Source organism: Candidatus Absconditicoccus praedator, assembly GCF_021057185.1.
Lineage (GTDB): Bacteria > Patescibacteriota > Gracilibacteria > Absconditabacterales > Absconditicoccaceae > Absconditicoccus > Absconditicoccus praedator.
On record NZ_CP054059.1, the window covers coordinates 538211 to 556315 of the forward strand.

22 protein-coding genes are annotated in these 18105 nt (G+C 26.4%); 9 read left to right on the forward strand and 13 right to left on the reverse strand.

The window, feature by feature from the left end:
• Positions 1–15: 15 nt before the first annotated feature.
• Positions 16–801: a patatin-like phospholipase family protein gene (locus HLG78_RS02640; RefSeq protein WP_231180802.1), complete on the forward strand. Its 786-nt coding sequence runs from the start codon at positions 16–18 to the stop codon at positions 799–801.
• A 38-nt stretch (positions 802–839) separates the two neighbouring features.
• Here HLG78_RS02640 and HLG78_RS02645 read toward each other — a convergent pair whose 3' ends face one another.
• The 9 genes from HLG78_RS02645 to HLG78_RS02685 all read right to left on the reverse strand — a co-directional run bounded on the left by HLG78_RS02645 (position 840) and on the right by HLG78_RS02685 (position 8876).
• On the reverse strand, positions 840–2876 hold the full coding sequence (locus HLG78_RS02645) for an ATP-dependent Clp protease ATP-binding subunit (protein WP_231180804.1): 2037 nt from the start codon (positions 2874–2876) through the stop codon (positions 840–842).
• Between the two features lie 83 nt (positions 2877–2959).
• Entirely contained in the window at positions 2960–3163 is a 204-nt protein-coding gene (locus tag HLG78_RS02650) for a hypothetical protein (protein ID WP_231180806.1), read from the reverse strand.
• A 63-nt stretch (positions 3164–3226) separates the two neighbouring features.
• A complete protein-coding gene (locus tag HLG78_RS02655) occupies positions 3227–4780 on the reverse strand; it encodes a hypothetical protein (protein WP_231180808.1) in 1554 nt (517 codons plus the stop codon).
• Between the two features lie 116 nt (positions 4781–4896).
• Complete coding sequence (locus tag HLG78_RS02660) at positions 4897–5451, reverse strand: globin family protein (protein ID WP_231180810.1); 555 nt, start codon at positions 5449–5451, stop codon at positions 4897–4899.
• 57 nt (positions 5452–5508) lie between these two features.
• Complete coding sequence (locus HLG78_RS02665) at positions 5509–6672, reverse strand: peptidoglycan-binding protein (protein WP_231180812.1); 1164 nt, start codon at positions 6670–6672, stop codon at positions 5509–5511.
• Between the two features lie 109 nt (positions 6673–6781).
• The gene (gene rplI / locus HLG78_RS02670) at positions 6782–7237 is read right to left on the reverse strand and encodes a 50S ribosomal protein L9 (protein ID WP_231180824.1); all 456 of its coding nucleotides are present in this window, start codon (positions 7235–7237) and stop codon (positions 6782–6784) included.
• A 21-nt stretch (positions 7238–7258) separates the two neighbouring features.
• The gene (locus HLG78_RS02675) at positions 7259–7588 is read right to left on the reverse strand and encodes an HIT domain-containing protein (RefSeq protein WP_231180825.1); all 330 of its coding nucleotides are present in this window, start codon (positions 7586–7588) and stop codon (positions 7259–7261) included.
• A 137-nt stretch (positions 7589–7725) separates the two neighbouring features.
• Complete coding sequence (locus HLG78_RS02680; RefSeq protein ID WP_231180826.1) at positions 7726–8484, reverse strand: hypothetical protein; 759 nt, start codon at positions 8482–8484, stop codon at positions 7726–7728.
• Positions 8475–8876 (reverse strand): hypothetical protein, encoded by a 402-nt coding sequence (locus tag HLG78_RS02685; RefSeq protein WP_231180827.1) that lies wholly within the window; start codon positions 8874–8876, stop codon positions 8475–8477. Before HLG78_RS02685 ends, HLG78_RS02680 begins: the two co-directional genes overlap by 10 nt.
• A gap of 229 nt (positions 8877–9105) precedes the next feature.
• Between HLG78_RS02685 and HLG78_RS02690 the strand changes: the two genes are divergently transcribed.
• Genes HLG78_RS02690 through HLG78_RS02700 form a run of 3 tightly spaced genes read left to right on the forward strand, consistent with a single transcriptional unit; the run spans position 9106 to position 10758 of the window.
• Positions 9106–9378, forward strand: a complete 273-nt coding sequence (locus HLG78_RS02690; protein ID WP_231180828.1) for a thioredoxin family protein — start codon at positions 9106–9108, stop codon at positions 9376–9378.
• 56 nt (positions 9379–9434) lie between these two features.
• On the forward strand, positions 9435–9905 hold the full coding sequence (locus HLG78_RS02695) for a YbbN family protein (RefSeq protein ID WP_231180829.1): 471 nt from the start codon (positions 9435–9437) through the stop codon (positions 9903–9905).
• Position 9906: 1 nt separating this feature from the next.
• Positions 9907–10758: a hypothetical protein gene (locus HLG78_RS02700; protein WP_231180830.1), complete on the forward strand. Its 852-nt coding sequence runs from the start codon at positions 9907–9909 to the stop codon at positions 10756–10758.
• A gap of 207 nt (positions 10759–10965) precedes the next feature.
• On the opposite strand, the gene HLG78_RS02705 is transcribed toward HLG78_RS02700, so the two are convergent.
• Positions 10966–11160: a hypothetical protein gene (locus HLG78_RS02705; RefSeq protein ID WP_231180831.1), complete on the reverse strand. Its 195-nt coding sequence runs from the start codon at positions 11158–11160 to the stop codon at positions 10966–10968.
• Between the two features lie 99 nt (positions 11161–11259).
• On the opposite strand from HLG78_RS02705, the gene HLG78_RS02710 reads away from it, so the two are divergent.
• The 5 genes from HLG78_RS02710 to HLG78_RS02730 all read left to right on the forward strand — a co-directional run bounded on the left by HLG78_RS02710 (position 11260) and on the right by HLG78_RS02730 (position 16274).
• Positions 11260–12180: a PHP domain-containing protein gene (locus HLG78_RS02710; protein ID WP_231180832.1), complete on the forward strand. Its 921-nt coding sequence runs from the start codon at positions 11260–11262 to the stop codon at positions 12178–12180.
• A gap of 18 nt (positions 12181–12198) precedes the next feature.
• Positions 12199–13122 carry a glycosyltransferase family 2 protein gene (locus HLG78_RS02715; RefSeq protein ID WP_231180833.1) on the forward strand — a complete coding sequence of 308 codons (924 nt, stop codon included), beginning with the start codon at positions 12199–12201 and terminating at the stop codon, positions 13120–13122.
• Between the two features lie 114 nt (positions 13123–13236).
• Entirely contained in the window at positions 13237–14280 is a 1044-nt protein-coding gene (locus HLG78_RS02720; protein ID WP_231180834.1) for a gluconeogenesis factor YvcK family protein, read from the forward strand.
• 31 nt (positions 14281–14311) lie between these two features.
• Positions 14312–15232: an alpha/beta hydrolase gene (locus HLG78_RS02725; protein ID WP_231180835.1), complete on the forward strand. Its 921-nt coding sequence runs from the start codon at positions 14312–14314 to the stop codon at positions 15230–15232.
• 34 nt (positions 15233–15266) lie between these two features.
• Entirely contained in the window at positions 15267–16274 is a 1008-nt protein-coding gene (locus HLG78_RS02730) for a signal peptidase II (RefSeq protein WP_231180836.1), read from the forward strand.
• A gap of 10 nt (positions 16275–16284) precedes the next feature.
• Here HLG78_RS02730 and HLG78_RS02735 read toward each other — a convergent pair whose 3' ends face one another.
• From HLG78_RS02735 to nrdR, 3 genes are read right to left on the reverse strand one after another with little or no spacing between them, the layout of a single operon-like run.
• A complete protein-coding gene (locus HLG78_RS02735) occupies positions 16285–16884 on the reverse strand; it encodes an RlmE family RNA methyltransferase (RefSeq protein WP_231180837.1) in 600 nt (199 codons plus the stop codon).
• Between the two features lie 24 nt (positions 16885–16908).
• The gene (locus HLG78_RS02740; protein ID WP_231180838.1) at positions 16909–17646 is read right to left on the reverse strand and encodes a pseudouridine synthase; all 738 of its coding nucleotides are present in this window, start codon (positions 17644–17646) and stop codon (positions 16909–16911) included.
• Entirely contained in the window at positions 17634–18083 is a 450-nt protein-coding gene (gene nrdR / locus HLG78_RS02745; protein ID WP_231180839.1) for a transcriptional regulator NrdR, read from the reverse strand. The genes HLG78_RS02740 and nrdR overlap by 13 nt, the downstream gene beginning before the upstream one ends.
• Positions 18084–18105 lie beyond the last annotated feature (22 nt).

The window sequence follows — 18105 nt, forward strand, 5'->3', positions numbered from 1 at the left end:
TATTTTAAAAAACTAATGCAAAAAAAATTTTCTCTTGTGCTTGGTGGATGAGCAGCTAGATGACTAGCTCACATCGGTGTGATAAAATACTTGGAAGAAAAAAATATATTAATAGATGAAGTTATTTGAACTTCTATGTGAAGCATAGTATGAGCATGTTATGCATTTGGATACAATAGCAGACAAATGGAAGAAATAATTGAAAATACAAGTTTTTTGAAAATGATAGATTTTTTTGATAATGAGTGAGTAATTAAATGAAAAAAGATGCTCAACAAACTTGATGAGTTATTTGGAGACAAAAAAATATCTGATTGCTCTAAAAAATTAAAAATAATTTGAACAAATCTACATAACTGAGAAAAAAAAGTATTTAAAAAAGAACAAATCAAAGATGCAATAAGAGCAAGTATAGCATTACCAGGCATAATTGCCCCTTATAAGATTAATTGAATTAAATATATAGATTGATGAGTTATTAGTAATCTTGCAGTAGAAGAATCTGAAAATAAAAATATCATTGCAGTATCAATAATCAGAAATATTGAAAAAGAATACACCTCAGAAAACAATAAATGATTTTTTGGGCTAAAAAGATGATCAACAACAAAAATACTTCAAAAAACAATTCAAATTATGATTAGAGAAAATGAAAAAAACTCACTAGAAAAGTCATCCAATAAAAATATTTTTTACATAAGACCAGAATTCAACAACTTCAACTATTACGATTTTTGGAAATACAAAGAAATAATACAAATATGATACAATTATGCCAAAGAAAATTTATCACTAAAATAAAACTGACCCTTGCATAAGCAAGAACCAGTACTTAATTTTTATTTTTCATTTTTTGAGTCTTTTTCAAGCAAAGAGTCTATTATCTGAGGTTCTATTTCATCATATATATACCTTTCTAAAGGTCTTGCACCATATTCTGGTTCATGCACTTTTTCTATAATTTCTTGTATCTTCTTTTTGGAATAAGATGGTATTTTTACTTCTTTTTTCTTTTTCCATTGAGAAGAAAAATCTGCATACTTCATCTTGAAAATTTCTACAAGAGTATCCTTAGATAAAGGTTTGAATACTATATTTCAATCTAATCTATTTATAAGCTCCGAAGGCAAATATCCTTTCAATTCTTCATTAACTTTCTGCTTTATAATTTCAAAATCTTTTTCTTCTTGTTGATTTTCATCATCTGTTCAAGAAAATCATATTGTTTGAACCTTTTTTGAAAAATTTTGAGATCAAATATTTGATGTAAGTATTATAATAGTATTTTTAAAATCAACTATTTTTCATTTATTATCTTTTATTCTTCATTCATCTAAAATTTGTAGCATAACATTCAAAACCTCTGGCGAAGCTTTTTCTATCTCATCAAATAAAACAACACTATATGGCTTTCTTCTAACTGATTCTGTAAGAACTCCTCATTCTTCATAACCAACATATCAAGGTGCCGAACCAATAAGTTTTGATGAAGAATGTCTTTCCATATATTCTGACATATCTACTCTTATCAAAGAATTTTCATCTTCAAAATACTCACTAGCTAGAAGTTTTGCAATATATGTCTTACCAACTCAAGACGGTCACAAAAACAAGAAAGAAGCTATAGGCTTATTTCTTTCAATAACAGAAAGTCTATTTCTTCTAATAGCTTTTACTACTGCTTCTACTGCTTCTTCTTGTCCCAAAACTTTTCAAGACAACAACTCATCTAGTTTTCTCAACTTATTTATTTCTGATTGATTCACTTTACTTGCAGGTATTCATATTTTATCAGAAACTACTTCTCAAATATTTTCATAATCTACATTTATTCTTAAATGTTTTGGTAAAGAACTTTTTGATCTCAACTGCTTTAGTTTGGATTTCAATTTTTCTTCCTTATCTTTGTACTCAGCAGCCTTAAAGTAATCTTGACATGAAATACTACTTTCTATATTTTTTTGTACTTCAGATAACTGTTTTTCTACTTTTTGATATTCTTCATTATTTTTAAGTTTTTGAGTAAGAGTAGATTGTCTTGCACATGCCTCGTCCAAAATGTCAATTGCTTTATCTGGAAGATGTTTATTTAGCATATATCTTGAACTAAGGTCAACACTTCATTTCAAAGCATCATTAGTGATATTTACTCAATGATATTCTTCAAATCTTTCCCTTATTCAAGTAAGTATACCAATAGCATCATCTCTTTTGGGTTCTTCTACATTTACTTCTTGAAATCTTCTTTTAAGTGCAGCATCTTTTTCTATATGCTTTTGATACTCGTCATAGGTAGTTGCTCAAATCAATTGAAGTTTTCATCTTGCCAAAAATGGTTTAAGCATATTGGAAGCATCTGCTCATCATTCTGTATTTCAAGCTCATATTATAGTATGTATTTCGTCAATAAATAAGATTACATTATTGGTTGGATCTATAGCTTCTTCAAGCACTGCTTTAAATCTTGCTTCAAATTCTCACCTATACTTAGTTCAAGCCACAATACTTCAAATATCAAGCATAAAAACTCTTTTATTTTGAAGCTTTTCTGGTACATCATTATCCACTATTCTTTTTGCTAATCATTCTATAATCGCTGTTTTTCCAACACCAGCTTCTCAAATCAATAAAGGATTGTTTTTTGTCTTTCTCAAAAGAGTATATATACACTGTTGAATTTCTTGATCTCTTCATATTACTGGATCAAGTTCTCAATTTTTAGCTTCTCTTGTTAGATCTGTACCAAAACTTTCAAGAGTAAGTGTTTGTTCTTCTTGTTTAGTAGCAGAAGAACCTATTTTACTATCTTCTCAATCCTCTGCTAACTCTTGATTTGAGTTATAAATTTTATAATTTTTTAATAGATCTTGTCTCATTTGGTGGTTTTATAGTTAAATTTATTTTTTGACAGAACGCTTAATTGATGCTATTATAATAAATATTAAAACATAAAATTCAATTATTTTTTCTTTTTAAAAATTTTTTTCATTTCTATAACTCCCCCTCAAAAAAAGCTTAAAAAAGAAGTTATTTTATCTTTTAGTTTCTTAAAAAATCATCTTCATTTTGGGGACATTCAAAATCATCATAGTCACAAAATTGCAGTTCATATCACTCATCAAACTAAAAATTTATTTAATTTTTTCTCAAACAAGTTTTTCATAATATCACCTACTTATTAAATGTGCTATATTTATAATTATAATATATTTTTTTTCAAGTAATTTTAATCACATCTTACCCAGTAAACTTCATCTTCCTGAACTTCATACTCTCATATTTGATCTGCTAAATTATCTTCATCTATTCATTCAGAATAATCATATCCAAGCTGTCTTGGTGACACCTCAGCCACACTACAGTTATCTTCTATCACAGAAGACAAGATTTGTCCAGACTCAAATCACCTAATATTCCACATACTTTCAAAATCATTTTGTTTTTTTGTATCATCCTGTACCTTTACTTCTACTACTTGATCAGTAGATCCATCATTTGTAAATCTATAAACATTACTTGTTCAATCATCCATTGATACAAATTCTTGTGAAGAATTATCCCAATTTTCAATAGTTATATAGTCTTCATAGTCAAATTCTTCTGGATATTCTTCAATATAAGCATAATGCCATTCTTCAGCAGGAATTTGAATATAATAAACTCAATCCATCACACAAACAGCATATCAGTCCTCTCAACATGGTTGATCTTCTCATTCTCAGCCTATTTCCTCTCATTCATCTTCTTCATCCTCTTCTTTTCAGTCTCCAAATCAGTCATTATATCATCTTTCATATCATTCCTCATAATTTTCTGGCTTATCATCTGGCACATAGTATGATTCTCTTTCCTCATTTCATTCTTCTTTATCATATTCACCATCTTCTTTACCTGCCTTGTATCAATCATAATATTCCCATCAATCACTATATCACTCTTCGTATCACTCTCAATACTCATCCGATTTATTATCTGGTACATAGTACGATTCTCTTTCCTCATTTCATTCTTTTTTGTCTCATAGTCAGTCTGAAAATCAATCTTCATATCACTCTTCATTTGTTCATTCTCAGCCTATTTCCTCTCATTCATCTTCTTCATCCTCTTCTTTTCAGTCTCCAAATCAGTCACTATATCATTTTTCATATCATTCCTCATAATTTTCTGACTTATCATCTGGCACATAGTATGATTCTCTTTCCTCATTTCATTCTTCTTTATCATATTCACCATCTTCTTTACCTGCCTTGTATCAATCATAATATTCCCATCAATCACTATATCACTCTTCATATCACTCTCAATACTCATCCGATTTATTATCTGGTACATAGTACGATTCTCTTTCCTCATTTCAGTCTTTTTTGTCTCATAGTCAGTCTGAAAATCAATCCTCATATCACTCTTCATTTGTTCATTCTCAGTCTCAACTATCAACTCAGTTAGAAGATTCATTAAACTTATACTTTCATAGTATTTTTTGTATTTCTAGAATTTTTTCTATTATATACTCAGCACGATTTTTTTCTATTCAAATTTTTCTCGACACTTCTGCAGAAGCATGTCATATTTCTTTATTTCTTTGCTTATAATAATCCCTTATATTCAATAAATTTTCTATTTCTCTATCATATGCAGAAAAATCAAACATATTATTCTTCACCATAACATACAAACGATCTTTTATAACTTCTTTTTCTTCTGAAGTTACCTGTCAAATATTAGGATTCAAGTCCAAATCTGAGTATGAAGAATAATCACTAAAATTAAATCAGTGCACTAATCAAAATGACAATATCAACACTGAAAAGAAAAAAAATTTTTTTAAGTTCATAACTTTTATTTTTTAAATATAAATACTTAGAAAGTATATTATTTTTTATTGAAAATTCAACACTATCACAACCTATAAAAATATCTAACATAAATTATCAATGCCAACATAGTAGTAATCAAAATAAAATAAAGTGCTGGTCAACTTTCTGGCTCTCACATAGATCTAGAATCTATTCCTTCATTGATTATACTAGTTTCATAAACCACCACATATTCTCAATCAATTCTAGCTTGAGCCCTCACAAGATATTCTCAAGGTGCATCCAAATGTACATCTTCTCACAAAGGCTTTGAACGGTATGTACTTCAATCCCTATTAACCATTATCAATGGACTATATTCATTATAATCTATATCCCAATCTACTCAGATATATTTTTCTCATCAATCTTCTTTTTTATGTATATTGGGGTTTGGCAAATCGTCTGCTGCATGATGCACATCATCAGATGAATCTTCATCAGAATCTATAACATCCTGATCAAATTCAGATTGATCTTGCTGTTGCTCTTCTATATCTATATCTTGAAAAAGATCTTCAAATGCTGACTCATCATCTGCGAAAACAAAATTAAAAATAACTGACAACAACAGTATAAACGTTAGTTTTTTCATTTTTAAATTTTACTTTTTAAATTTTTATAAAAATAATCAAAAAACATCAAAAATCAATTATAGTTTTTCTATTTTTTGATTAAACTTGTCTCTAGTAGATGGTCAAAAGTATCATTTTATAGAAATATCTGCATCTTCTGATAGTATTCAATTATCCAACTGAAATCTATAAATAGAAACTATTGTATTCATATCATATTTAGAGTTTTTATTTGATTCGTCTAAATATCAAAATTTTACAAGATAACTTTCTATCTTTGCCACCTCTTCAGATTCTTCTCATTTAGGAATTCACCTTTCAAAGCTTACTCAACTTGCAGACTCATCATCATTTTCATCCATATCGGATGAATCGGTTGACTCATCAGGTTCTTCTTGGGATTCTATTCATGCCAATGGTGTATCATCTTCTTCTTTGGTAGTAGTTATTATATAATTTTTATACATATCATTGTTAAAAAATCCTTTTGATTCAGCCAAATCTTTGAGTACACTCCTAGTTCTAGGTCAGAAATATCAACAATAATTATCTGATGAGTCTGTTATTCAATGTACTTGCTGAAATTTACAAACAGCTTGTCTAGTTATTGGACCATAATATCAAGTAACAGATGAATCATCTATATATCCAAGTTTATACATATATTCTTGTAATGTTTCTACGAATGGATCTTGCCTTCAAGGAGTCAAATAAACTCACCACAAAGAAACCCTAAAAAAATCATTATGTATTGGGAATTGATCCATATCAAATCAACTTTCTCATCCTGGACATACATATCAAGCAATTGTTCTTTTACCAAATGATAATGCCCTCTTAAGTCATTCCTCTCAATATCACATCCATATATCTATTCTATCATGTGAGTATCATCTTTGCCCTGCATTTACTATAGCCTGTCACCTATCATGGACTTCTCACATCCCATATCAAGGGAAATATATATTTGTTCAAAATTCATAATTTCTTGGAGCTGCTATCATTCCATTGAATACAGCCCTTCAGGAAGCTCAATGTGTACCCCTTCAATTCAATCTTATTTCCCTATAAAAATCTGATCTATAATAAAAATCTTGTCATTCAAGAGGTGAATAATATCAAGAAACAATAAAATATCTTTTTTCACAGTTTGATGTATCTACATTATTTGCAAAACTAAAGCTAGAGAACAAGAAAAACGATAGAATTAGAATTATCTTTGTTGTTTTTTGAATTTTCATTTTTATTTTTATTTATAAAATAACACAATAATTATTTTAATAATTAAAAAATATAAAGCAAAAAAACAAAAATAATTAAAAAAAACAGTATTGACATATACTTATTTAACTATTTTGACTTAATAGAAAGTTTTAGGTTGTATTTTTTTCACTCAAAAGTAACAAACACATCATAATCCCCCACCTGCTCTATTTTTTTCGGCATCTCAATGCATTTTGCAGTTAGTTTTACTCAGTAAGTTTTTAGCACAATATTTAGTATATCATTAACACCAATCTTATCATATAGCTTTCCTCAAGGAGATACAGATTTTTGAATAACAAGTCAGTTTGATCTCACATCTTCCAAAAAATTATCAAATCTCTCCTTTTGTTTTTTTCTTGTGTTTTCTTCTTGCTGTTTTTGTTGATTTATCTTGTTGATATCATCGTTTTCTGCTAATTTTGCAATATTTTTTTTGATTAATACATTTTTTGCATAAGGAGCAGATACTTCAGCCAATGTACCTTTATTACCTATTCAAGCAACATTTTCTAACAATACCACTTTAACTTTTTTTCACATACAGTTCTTTTATATATTAAATTATTTGTCAACCTCATATTTACTCATAAGATGCAAGTGTATATGAAACACTTCCTGTCAGTGATCCGAACCAGAATTAATCAAAAGATTGCATCATTTAAGATTTTTTAGTTGTATAATATGCCAAGCTATATCATACATTCATTTGATCAAGTTTTTATCTTCTTCATTATCTACTGAATGAAACATTTTTATATGTTTTTTTGGAATTATAAGTATATGTACAGGTGTCTTTGGATTTATGTCATTAAAAGCAATATAACTGTCATCTTCATAAACTTTTTCAGCAGGAATTTCTCAATTTACTATTTTACAAAATATACACTCCATTAGATAAACTTATTTGGTAAACTTAATTAATAAAATATATACATTTTTTTTCTTTTTCAATAAAATATATCTTAAACTTCTCTATTAAAACGATTCTAAATCAATCCATAACAATAACATTTTTACAATTTTAAAAATTATATTTTTTTTAAATATTTAGCATAAGGATTTCATTTATTGTCAAAATACACATCATAAAGAGGCTTACCTTTTGCAAGCTTACTTGCAGTTTGATTAAGATGTTTTTGAGTCATTGAGTAAATATCTTTTTTAACTCTCTCGTAATTATAGTTTTTGGGAATCAATCATTTTTGAAATAATTTTTTTATAATTAACAAATGTCTTGCCTTGATTGTATTTGGAGTAAATACAAAAAATTGTCTTCTTGCTTTATTATCATCCAAAAAAGTATGATAAATAGAGTATTTTTCTGAGTTTACTATTAATACTGCTTCTTCTTCATGAGCTCAGTACAAGATTTCATTATTAGCTCATTCTTTTTCCAAACTTTCCAAGGTTTTTATCAAAAAACTTATATCTTTCTTTGTTAGATTGTATTCTGATGGTTTTTTTAGTTCACAAAGTATATGTCAACATCAAATACATTCATCATAAGAATAATTTTCATAATCTTTATTTGAATGATGTTCATCTGTATGAAAAGAAAAGTTTTTTAATCATCATACTACCTCTAGCATAACATCCAAAATATCATCATTTTTTATATCAATATCTTGATTGTTGAAAAATGCAATCATACCAGCCAAATCACCTAGGTCTGCTCAAGGAATACTAACACCCACCTCATAATTTGTTGATGGATATCTTCAGTCTATACAAACACTTTTATAAGGAAACTTTATTTTAAATGTTCAATTTAGAAGTTCTATGTTCATATTAATGGTTTTAGGAAATGAAATATTGAATATATAGGATTTTGATAGTTGTTTGCTTCGTATTTAGCTTGAAACAAAAGTCTCTGTTTTTTCTCAAAAGACAATTTTCATATCAAGTTTGAAATAAGAAATATTATTCAAATCAGCACTTTATCTTCTTCAATCTGCTCTATAGTTTTGTTATAATGTACAACATAATCTATAAAATCTTGATGATCTTCAATAGATAACTGTACACAAATCTTATCAAGCTCTTGATATACTTTATCTTTTAAACTTTCTTCTAAAAAAAGATTCTGTATTACTTCTCAAATTTGTTTTGTCATAACTATTGTTTGATTTATTTTTCAGGTTATTCCTGCCTCAGCCAACAAGACTTCATTTTGCAACATTTTTCTCAATAAACTACTAAAACAAAAATTAGAATAAACAAACAACAACACATGTCAAGTAAATAATAACAAAAAATTGTTTTATAAAGATATTTAGCTAACTCTTTAAGTTTAAGGTTAAATAAAACATTTTTATAATACGTAACTTAAACTATCGGTAAGAATAAAACTTGAATTTAAAAAAAACATCAATATAAATTTATCATTTATTTGTATAAAATATCATTATATGAAAATTGTGTTTGTAGGTGCTATTTGGTGTAATTCATGTCTTGTTGCAAAACCAATTGTAAATAAAATTATACAAGAATATTCTGATATTATATATGAAGAATACGATTTTGATACTCACAAAGATATAGTAGAAAAGTACAATCTTGATGATGCCCTACCTGCAATAATATTTGAATCAACAAACTGACAAGTTCTTAAAAAGCATATTTGAGAAATATCAGAAAAACAACTAAAAAACAACCTAAAGGAGCTATTTAACATAGACTAAAAATTTGAAAAATTATTGTTCAAAATAATAAATTTAATTCGAAACTAAAAATAATAATGAAAAAGATTTTTTTAATAGCAATACTATCATTTTCAATCATAATCTATTGATGTGATTGAAATTGAGAAGGAACAAATAACAACAACCAGTCAAACTGAAATTCACAAGAATCAGCTTATGAAATACAACCCCAAGAATGAGTAACACAAATATATTATTTTTGGTGAGATGGTTGCCCTGCTTGCGATACTCAAAATCAAATATGGGAAGATCTAGAAAACAATGAAGATTACAAAGACAAAATCAACATAAATAAATTTGAAACATGGTGAGATAGACAAAACTCTAGACTTATGTGAGAGATTTGAAGTCAACTTTGAGTTCGTACAACTTGAGTTCCTCTAACTATAATCTGAGAAGAATCTTTTGTATGAGTAGATAAAAACAATATGATTGAAAAAATTGATTATTGCATAGAATATGAATGTAATGATGAAGTAATTGATATAATCAATAATTTTGAATAATATGAAATATATAACAATACTCATAACAACAGTACTATTGTTTTTGGTTGGATTTTGATTTGGTGAAAATATAGATAACACCTGAGATAATACTACAGGACAACAACATATAGTAGAACTTCCTTTTCTTTGAGATATCAATCTTTATGCGTTATCTATACCAGTGTTAACAATAATTGCATGACTTTTGGATTGATTCAATCCATGTGCATTGTTTATATTATTGTTTTTATTGAGTATCCTACTTGGTAGCTGAGACAAAAAGAAAGTCATAATACTTTGAAGTACATTTATAATAGCTTCATGAATTGCATATCTTGGAATACTTTCATTCCTATTATTCACAGTACAAAGCATTCCTCAACACCTAAGAGGCACATTCCAAATCATGGTATGAGTTTTGTGAATAATATTTGGTATATCAAGCCTTATAAAAGCATTCACTGAAAAAACTTGATGTTCGGTAATGTGAGAAAAAAGAAGAAAATTTTTCTTTGATAAAATACAAAAAGTAATACAACAAAAAAGTATGATTTTATCGATTATATGAATAAGTTTGATAGCATTCATAGTAAACTTTTTGGAAATGTTTTGTACAGTTTGAATACCTATCACATATGTAACAATATTAGAAGCCCAATGATTTTGATTAATTACAAATATACTTTTTTTGCTTGGTTATGTTTTCTTTTTTCTGCTTGATCATTTCATAATATTCTGATTTGCTGTTGCCACTTTTAGCCTAATATGAATAAGCAATAAACACAAAATCTGGATAAATATTCTTTGATGATTGTTAATGTTATGACTAGGTATAACAATTATTATTAAACCAGAATTATTAATGTTCTAATTAAAATATGTATTTATCATACAAAAAACAACAGTATAGATATACCTTTAAAAAAAGAAACAAAAACATCTATGGAAAGCAATCTCCCAAAAAACAAGAATACATAAAACAACTAACTTTTAAAATAATGAACTTTTTATTTTAATTTAATACAAGAGTAAATTTGATAATTTTTAGAGTGTTATCTAAATTAATACCTTTCTGGAATTAATCTTTGTATATTTTATATCAAGCAATACGAACTCAGTCTCATCTTTTTTTTCATTTTTTAATAAAAAATATTCACAACAAAATATTTACTCACAAAAGTATGAAAAACCCACCCACAAGATATGCTAAAAACTCCGGAAATATTATAATCAACAATCAAAATACTATAAAAAACAAAGGTATTATAAACATTATTTTTTTTATCTAATAAAACTTGCTTTTATTTTTTATATAATTATACATTAGAATATAAAAATCAAGTAAAAAATTTTAAATTGATTATAGTATTTAATGATTCACCTACATTGACATAGCCATTATAGCCTTCTTGAAGCCACTTGAAATCCATGAAAAATAGTAGAAAAAGCAAAAGAGCTAGGGATGTCAGCAATAGCAGTTACTGACTATCATGGAATGTACTGATCTATAGAATTTTATGAAAATGCAGAAAAAAACTGAATAAAACCAATTTTATGAACAGAATTGTTTCTAAGTCTAGACCTACAAAACAAACATGAAAAAACCACACCACAAAACATAGTACTAATTGCTAAAAATATTGATTGATACCAAAATTTATTGAAACTTGTATCATTTGCTCATACTACCTGATACAATCAAAAGCCAAGGATTGATTTTGAGACATTACAAACATTTAGCAAATGACTTATCTGAATAGTTTGATGAGAGAACAGCTTTTTAGGAAGTATGATACTTTCATGAGAAGAAGACAAAAAAATTGAAGATATTACAAAAAAACTAAATGAGATTTTTGAATGAGAAGTTTATTATGAAATAATGGCACAAGATGAGACAAAACTTAAAGAAACAAAAAAAATAAATCAAAAATTAATTGAGATTGCTTCATCTAATTGAACTCAACTGATTATATGAAATGATTATTCATACCCAGAAAAAACAGATAAAAAAGCTTATGAAGTTTTATTATGCATTAAAGAAAACCAAAAATACACCAAATCATTTATACAATGAGATTATCACATAAAATCAGAAGAGGAAATCAGAAAAATCATGAAAAAAAACAATTATGATGAAGAGAGCATAAATAAGATGATAGAAAACAATCACAAAGTAAGTGAAAAGATCGATTTGCAATTACCATTATGACAAATATTATTTCCCAAATATCAGTCAGATGAAGATATTAAAAAATTATACGAAATACATAAAAATGATCTAATCACAAATTAATTCTTTAAAAATACTAAGATGAAATTCGAAGTAGTAATCCCATCTAGAGGAAGCATATGAACACTTCAAAAAATAGTAGAAAGTATAGTTAATTCAAATGTATTACCTAGCAAAGTACATATTATAATTGATAAATTTATATGAAAAGACGAATATGATATAATACTTTATTTTATTTTTAAAAAAATAGAAGAAGAAAAAAAACAAATATTCAACATAATAACAAATCTAAATAGCAATTTATGTCCTTGAGTTTGAGTTAGTTATATAAGAAATTTTGGTATAAATCTATGCAAAAGTGAATATATGTATATCATTGATGATGATAATATTTTTTGAGAAAATTTTTTCAAGGAAACAATAGAAAGCTACTCAAAATATCAAAACAATTTTGAAAAGGAGATTTTCCTATCCCCTACGATAATGTACAGACAAACAAATAAAATACAGTCTCAATGATTCAAAAAAATCTCTCCTTTTTTGGCAAAGGTGGTACCCACCAAATCAACTTGAGATTACTCAACACCAAAACTAATCTGATGAAATAGTATTTTTTGAAAAACTAATAATTTCAAAAAGATTATGTTTGATGAGTATTTTGAGTTTATTTATGAGGATCTTGATTTTTCTTGGAGAGCAACAAATCTTGGATACAAAATCGTGGTAGACAATAACTTGAAAACTAATCATATGGAGAAAGAAAAATCAGCCACAGAAAAATCTTTTATCTGAACTCCCAAAACAGCATATCAAAAATCCAGAAACAGAATCATACTTATAAAAAATAATGCTAAATGGTGGGAAAAATACATATTTTATATTTCTTGATTATGGATACAAACTGGATGGTTTATATTTTTAGTTTTATTTTTAGGTAAACACAGTAAATTTGAAACATTCAAATCTATACTAAAATGAACTTATGAATGAATAAAATTTTAGTAAGATATAAAAATAGTGAATTTTTCAGTTCTCAATTATACAAACTGTTTACAATCAGTTTTATTTCATTATATTAATTTTTATTATATAAATTTATTGAATAATAAAATTGCAATGACCAATATAGTAGTTATTTGAGGTTGAACAGGAAGTTTCAATATGCTTTCAGCCCTTAAAGATATACCATGAACTCAAATATCTTCAATAGTAACAATGTCTGATGATTGATGAAGCACCTGAAAACTTAGAGATGAATACTGAGCTCTACCTCCTTGAGACCTTAGAAGAGCCATAGTTGCTTTGTCAAACAAGGAAAAAACACAAATACTAAGAGATATTTTTAATTATAGATTTGAAGGCTGAGCATTTTATTGACACAATCTTTGAAATATTATAATGATGGCCTTACACGACATAACACACGATTTTTGAAAGTCTATAAATCTTTTAGAAGAACTTTTTGATGTAAAATGAAAAGTATATCCTACAACTTTTGAAAGAGTAAGAATTTTAGCTCAACTTGAAAACCTTGATTATGTAATATGAGAAACTAATATTGATATACCAAAACACGATCCTCAGCTACAAATAAAAGACTTGTTTGTTCTTAAAGATGATTATATAAATGCTATCAAAAATATACTAAATGAACAACAAATACCCTATAATATGAAATTCAATATACTAGAAAAATTTATTCAGGATAAACCAAAAGAAAATCCTCATATACCTGAGGTGATAAATAATGCAGATTATATAATAATAGCTCCCTGAGATTTATATACTTCTATTTTACCAAACATACTTATTGGAAATATTGCCAACTTACTAAAAGAATCAAAAGCACAAAAAATGCTATTTTTAAACCTTTTCACAAAATACTGAGAAACAAATAATTACCATTTATCTGACTTTTTGAATGTTTTCAAATACTTTTTGTGAGAGGATATATTTGATTATATTTTAATGCAAGACTGGGAAAAACATCCTGTGAAAGAACACATCTTAAAACATTATGAAAAAGAAAATAAATCTATCATAAAAGAAGATATTACAGATAGTAGAGTAATGAAATACGACTTTATAAAACAAGAAGATATGATTAGACACGATAGCAATAAAATTAAAAATGTAATTGAACATATTGTTTGTAGTTAGTACAGGTTATTTAAATTAAATAAAATATTTAATGAAAAAAGTTTTTTGAATAAGTTTTTTGTCGATTTTTATATTAGCAGTTATCAGTGCTTTTGTTTTGTTATACTTTTTCACATGATTTCTAAACTGAGAAAAAATAGACAACAGAGATTTGGAACACTGGGAATACACATCAGACTGAAAAATTAAATGAGCAGAAGAGATAAAACTTGAATGAGAAAACCAAACATGCTGGTTGATGATCCATGGATATACTTCTGTACCCGATGAGTTCAAAAATTATGCAAAGGAAATAAATAAAACTTTTTGAGATTATGTTTATGTGCCAAGATTAGAATGACACGGCACAAAACCAAGTGACATGATAGATATTGATGTAAAAGACTGGTACAACCAAGTAGATGATATTTACAAAAAACTTGAAAATAAGTGTAACAATATAAATATTGTATGATTCTCACTTTGAGGATTTCTTTCTATTGCTATTGCACAAAATCAATACGAAAGTACAAATAATTTATACTTGCTTGCTCCTTTTATAAAGTTAAGTTATATTGAATACGATAACTTTTCTTTGGCTGAATATGCAGAAGTTGTATGACAGCATTTAGTATATTGAAGCAAAATAAATATAGCACAAATCAACAAACCTTGATGAGAAAAAGAACATATAGCATATTTAAATTTTCCTTTTGAACCAATTACAAACTCGTTTGATTATTTTGAACAGATAAGATGAAGTTTGTGAGAAGTAAACATTCCAACTTTAATACAACATTCAAAAAAAGATCGTACCAATAATATACAATGATCAAAACTTATTTATGATAATATAGCATCTGAATATAAAAAATTAATCAAACTTGAAAAATCAAATCACGTATTAATGAGAGATTATGAAAAAAATAAGGTACTAGAAAACATTATAAAATTTGAAAAGGATAATAGGTAGAAAACTTGTATTTAAACTTAAAAAATTTTTTATTATGGAAAAAATATGAGGTTGACGAAGATGAAATATTGAAATATACAATCAAAAAAACAAAAAAATTGCCAGAAAAACCGCACTAAAATGAAAGGAATCTATAATTCAAAAAGAAATATTTATAATCAAAAAATTAAATCAATACTGAATAAACTTTGTACCTCAAATACAATATACTTGAGAAAATTTTTTTGAGTATGAATTTATAGAGTGAATTCATTTTTCTGAAGCTTATGAAAATCAAAACAAAAACAAAAATTTGATGCTTGATTTATTGTATAAAGCTTATTGTCTTGATAGATGCTGAATAATACACTGAGAACTAATGAGACCCTACAAAAATATAATTGTAGGGGAACAAAACAAAATCTATATAATAGATTTTGAAAGATGAAAATATGGTGACTTTTCTTGAAAGAATCTTAAATTACTTTCTCAGTGGATAAAAAATGAATGATTTTTGAGTATCAAAGATTTAAAAACAATTTGACAACTCAAAAATCCTGATGAAATTTATCAGTATATCAAAAGAAAAATTAAAAAACCAAAATTATATTCACTATTGAGTATAATATTATGATTTGTAAGTTTGGATTTACTTACTAAATGGATTTTTTATAATAAATCTATTGGCGAACAATTTATTTTCTTGAATCCAGCATTCAATGAATGAATTGCTCGATGAGTTCAGATTGATATGACAATTATTATGCTAATTAGTTTTATTAGTTTTTTCGTTTTTTGGTTTGTATACAATAAGAACTGGATAAGCTGAACTGTTTTAATACTATTTGTAGCAGGAGCTTTATGAAACTTAATTGATAGACTATTTCTATGATGAGTAAGAGATTTCATAATGATATGAGATTTTCCTATATTTAATATAGCAGATATTTATCTAAGTATAGCTATAAGTATCTTGATTTGGGAAGAAATAATTTTTCCAATAACTCACTATCTTTTGTACAGAAAGTGACATACTTGAAAGGACAAAACAAATAAATACTAAAAATAAAAAACTATATTTTTATAAGATAAGTTTCTTTACTACTTTTCCTGGTAGAAGATGGTTTGTAAGTTTTTATATTTTTTCATCAATATATTTTCTTTAGTTTTCATAAAAACTCTTCAAATCATGGTCACATAAAAACCTTCATTACAAATTTTCCATCTTGTTTCAGATAGCTTTGATAAACATAAAAACTTTCTTCAAGCAAATCTACGGATTTCATACTATCTATATCTTTCATTCATATAGTATTTGGAGCCATATCTGAAACTATAACATCAAGTTCTCATAATCCTAAATTTTCAAGTATTCATGATACACCTTCTTTATCTTTTATATCCTGCTGGTATAAAAAAACTCATTCCATGTTCATCTCAGCTTGCATCAAATCAAATCAAACTATCTTATAGTTTTGAACATTTAATTTATTTAGTTTACCATATATATATTGAATCCAACTTCATGGATAACATCATATATCAAGAATGTTTTTTGTGTTTTTATTAAAAATATGAAATTTATTATCTATTTCTTCCAATTTAAAAGCACTTCTTGCTTTATATCATGTTTTTTTAGCTTTTTTAAAATAATAATCATATGGATTGTACATTTATTACAAAAAAAATTATAAAATTTATTTCCTATTTTTTATTTTATGAATCTGATATTTTCATGGCTTAATATCTCAAAGCTCATATTTTCAAAACTTCACTCTTTTAAGATCAAAAACCTTATAATCCAAAGCTTCAAGCATTCTTCTTATATGACGGTTTTTTCATTCAGTTAACAAAACTCTAAGATAATGTTTTCAAAACTTATCTTTAAAAGGTTTTACATCATAAAAACTAAGAAAATCTTTTTTGGAGCTGTCTTGAGAGTCTTGTACATCAAATCATTTCTTACATTTTAATAAATGATTTGTTTTGAACGGCTTATTTATTTTTACTTCATATATTTTAAGTATTTTGCTTTTGGGAGATTCATAATAATCTACCAAAGATGGTTCATTTGTCAGCAACAATAATCATCTAGAATACTTATCAAGTCTTCAAATATAATAAAAGTCTTTTTTCCAACTTTTTGGTAAGTAAGTATATATAGTTTTGTTATGTTTATCAGCTTTTGATACAACACATCCTTTGGGTTTATTGAAAGCCACAATAATAGGTTTAAAAGACGGAAAGCTTGTAACTTCTTCTTCATAAACTTCTCAACTTGGTAGGTTTACTTCAATAATATCATTTTTTTTAAGTTCAAAGTTTATGTTTTCTACGTAGTTTCAATTTACTAATAATGCTTTTTCATTAATCATTTCCAACATATCTCTTCTTGATACTCATTTTGTTTTTTGAAGGTACTCTAATATCCTCATTTATTTTCAATAATTTTTTTAAAATCTTCAAGGTTTTCAAATTTTTTATAAACAGAAGCAAATCTAATATATGCAACCATATCTATTTCTTTTAATAAATTCAAAATATCATCTCATATTTCTATTGAATCAACTTCTTTTCATTTACTAAGCCAGTTTACTTCAAGTTGACTTATTATCTCTTCTATTTGATCTACACTAAAGTCTCTTTTGGCAAAAGCCAGCATAAGAGCTTTTTTTATTTTCATTCTATCATAGATTTCTTTATTTCAATTTCTTTTTATAACTAACAAATCTGTTATTCAGGTTTTTTCAAAAGTTGTAAATTTTTTTCAGCAATATTCACAATTTCTTCTTCTCCTCACAGATCTTCAATCCTCTACTATCCTAGAATCTACGACTCTTGTTTCCATATTCCCACATTTTGGACATTTCATTATTTATATATTATTAAGATAA